Here is a 3,581-nt window from a genome sequence, read left to right as displayed (position 1 = left end):
GCGCCTGCGGCGGCGGAGTTCGTCTCGTCGTTTGGAATACGCGGCATAACCATGGTGATATCTCATCCGCGCCCTCAAGGCTAAATTACCGGCGGTGCTTTGTCTCACCGTCGTTGGCACGGAGGGGCCGCAGTAGGAAGATCCGCTCGTCCCTTTGGTGCTCGCGCACGATTCCGCCGGAGAAGCGCCTTGCCTACTCGGAAAACTACCAAGACAGGGTACCGCTTAGTGAATTTCGTCTGTGGCTTCGCTGTGAAGCGTCCACTGTCCTTCACTGAGCAAATGCGCGAGGGCATCAGCCTGGTCGAGCATCAGTTGCGCAAATTTACGGAGCAATGACGCTCTTTCAAGGTCTACTGATACCGGCCCAATGCGGGAGTGCCGACTGTGCTGCCTCGATCGCTGTCCGTGCTTCGAGCTCAACCATCAGCGGACCTTTGCCGATCCCAGCCTGTTAGCTGGATCATCGACATTCATCCCGGCTCCATTTCTGATCCCTTGTCCGCCGATCAGGCATGCTTGACGCTTGAGCTGCAAGGGGAAGGCGGGGACGTCCATGGTCACGCCTTGTGTTCGCACGTGCCCGCGCTCAGCGCCGAAATCAAAGCCGTGATTTCCATTAGATGTTCCGATGTTTTGACAAGGCGATCGGAATATGAAGGATTGGAGTCCGCGAATCTAGAAGGTCCCCACCACCCTTGTGGATCCTGGCGGTCAATGAACCATTTTGTCATTGGAGCAAGCCATCTGCCCCATCCGCCGTTCGGGTCAGCCTGATGCATGACGCCCACGGCCCAACCAAATTTGCATGCTTGGACGCTTTCAAGGTCGGTAAATTGCTCCTGTGTGCCGTTGATATTATAGTGGAGAAAATTCCGAGCGAGTTCGATTGCCTCTGGCCTGTGGCGAATGTGCGCATATCGCGCAAGAAACACTGCAGCCATTCCTGGGCCATAGAAAGCCTGTCGCGGCTGATCGAAAGGCACAATTGCAGCCCAGGAGAAAGCCGGGTCGGGCGTGCGCCATACGTCCTCGCCTTGGCGGAACATGTAGAAGCTGTGTGCAGACGGTTGAACTGCTAAAAGTCCTTTGAGCCAAAGGTAAACCTTGTCGGCGACATCCAATTGCCCTGTGATGAGTGCGGAAAGGCCAACCTGTGCCGTCGAGAGAACATCGCAGATACCCGCGGGGTGATTGCCACTGTCCAGGCGTGTCGGCAGTCCACCATGTACCGGGTCCTGTTGGCTCGCGAGATAGCCCATGGAACGCATGGCGATGTCATAGCTTCCTGCCATCCAGGCGCTTACGACAAATGTGCCGAGCCAGTAATTTGCATATTGGGAAATATAGCTTTGCCCTTGCATGAAGCCGGGTCGGTAATCCCCATTCTCGGCGATCCGATGCTTCGCGGCCCAATTGACGACGGCGCTAGCCGCTGCGGGTTGGCCAGCTACCGCGAGGCCCCAACCCAGGCGGCTCCATCCGGTTCGGGTCTCGCAATCCGCCGGTCGACCGTCGGAATCTATGTGCTGCAAAAGCCAGTCGAGGGATCGATCGCGTGCGACCAAGGCCGTTTGAGTGAGCTTATTCGGAATGAACATTTTGAGATGTCTCCATTCAGCAGTCGGTTGTTTGCCCTCAAATCATCATGAAAATCATGCGATATGGCCTGCATTCGCCGTATTGAGCGATATCGATTAAAACTCAGAAAAGCGAAGCAGCGTCACCAATGTATAATAGCCGAATACGATAATATGCGCGTTTTGCACTTGTTGTGCATAATTTGAGATATGCACCGCTTCATTTTAAAACTGTGGAAGAGCTACGTTCTACAGTCGTCACACGCTAGAGTGATTTCATCCGCAATATGCTTTTGAATAATGTTAGAGAGAATCGGGCAAACACGACATTCTGTCAAATGACATCGCGGTCTTTACGTTGCGCTGAACTCAAAGCTCGACTGCCGCAATTCCGATCGCAGGATCGGATCCTTATCGGGGGACAGGAAGGGGACCGATATCAATGGCAACATTGTCGGATTCAAAGATGCCGCCGATGTTGAATGGTAACCGTCCGATTGTTACCGCGGCTTATGGGCCTTGAAGCGCGCGGCGAGCTCGGGATCGTCGATAAAGTCATCGAGGAATTGGTGCCAGGCCTTGGTCGTGAGACGTGCTTGGCTAAGCATGTCCGTCAGTTCTTCCACGCCGTGATCCGTCAGCGCGGTGATGGACTCGTCCAGACCGGTGTGGACGCTGACGATGGCGCCGTAGGTGAGGTTGTCGTCGTTTGAAACGATGGCTTCCAGCAACTCCACGTTCTCGTCGAGTATCCTGGCGACATAGTCGAGGGTGAGGAGGGAAGTGACAGCGGCCATCAGGCGGCCAGTGCTTGCGGGATGGTGCGCGGCACCCAGTTCCAGGGTAACAGCTCGTCGATCCTGTTGATCTTGTGATCGTGGATGCGATTGAGCAGGTCGGTGATGTATGCTTGTGGATCGAGGCCGTTCATTTTAGCGCTTTCGATCAGCGTCATGGCGCGGGCGAGGGTTTCGGCGCCTGTTTCGGAGCCGGCGAATAACCAGTTCTTCTTGCCCAGGCATATGGGCCGGACAGCCCGCTCGGCAGCGTTGTTGTCGATGGCGACGCGTCCATCGTCGATAAAGAGGCTGAAGGCGTGCCAGCGCCCCAGGGCGTAGCGAAAGGCCTTTGCCAAGTCTCCCTTGGTCGAGATACGGGTGAGTTGCTTCTCGGCCCAGCTATGCAGAGCCTCGAGCTTGGGTCGGCTCAGCTCCTGGCGTACTGCCCGGCGGATATCGGCAGGCTTGCCCGCGATCTTGCGCTCAATGTCGTAGAGTTGCCCGATACGCTCGAGCGCCTCGTGCGCGATCTCGGATTTTTGCGATGTCCAGATGTCATGAAAATCGCGTCGCCAATGCGCAAAGCAGGCCGCTTCGCGGAAGCGAGGCTCACCATCCGCGACGGGTTCGTAGAGCTTCGCATAGCCTTTGTAGGCGTCGGCTTGCAGGATACCGCTTGCGCTGCCCAAGTGAGCAAGTACGTGCTCGGCTTTCCAGTTGGGCGCATAGCGGTAGACGACCCCAGGCGGCGCGGTGCCGGCCCAAGGCCGCTGATCACAGACATAGCCCCAGATCCGGCCTTGCATCACACCCTTGCCGATACCCTTGGCGCGTCGTTCCGGAGCCAGCACGCGGATCGGTGTGTCGTCGGCGTGCAGGATGTCGCTGCCCAGGACCGAGGCCTCGATCCGATCGATTACCGGCTGCAGGATCCGCATCGAGCGACCACACCAATCGGCCAGCGTGCTGCGTGGGATGTCGGCACCCATGCGCGCGATGATCTCGTTCTGCCTGTACAGCGGCAAATGGTCGTCAAACTTCGAGATCAGCACGTAAGCCAGGAGACTTCCTCCGGCCATGCTGCCGGGGATCGGCCGGCTCGGGGCTGGCACCTGGACCATCTTCTCGCAGCAACGGCAGGACTTCTTCGGGCGGGCGACTTCGATGACCTGGAGCTTTGCCGTGATCATCTCGAGGATCTCGCTCACGTCTTCGCCGACGA

3 protein-coding genes are annotated in these 3,581 nt (G+C 57.4%); all 3 read right to left on the bottom strand.

Going from position 1 to position 3,581, the window contains the following annotated elements:
* Positions 1-560 precede the first annotated feature (560 nt).
* Positions 561-1,601, bottom strand: coding sequence for a hypothetical protein (locus SxD43FB_RS23100; RefSeq protein WP_096064118.1), 1,041 nt, complete (start codon positions 1,599-1,601; stop codon positions 561-563).
* Between the two features lie 479 nt (positions 1,602-2,080).
* Positions 2,081-2,377, bottom strand: a complete 297-nt coding sequence (locus SxD43FB_RS23095; RefSeq protein ID WP_096064117.1) for a hypothetical protein — start codon at positions 2,375-2,377, stop codon at positions 2,081-2,083.
* Positions 2,377-3,581 (bottom strand): IS66 family transposase (locus SxD43FB_RS23090; RefSeq protein ID WP_096064116.1); only part of this gene is annotated, 1,205 nt, incomplete at its 5' end. The genes SxD43FB_RS23090 and SxD43FB_RS23095, both read right to left, overlap by 1 nt.

The sequence above is a fragment of the Sphingobium sp. D43FB genome (assembly GCF_002312805.1).
Classification (GTDB): domain Bacteria; phylum Pseudomonadota; class Alphaproteobacteria; order Sphingomonadales; family Sphingomonadaceae; genus Sphingobium.
This window is presented reverse-complemented; position numbering and strand designations above follow the sequence as displayed.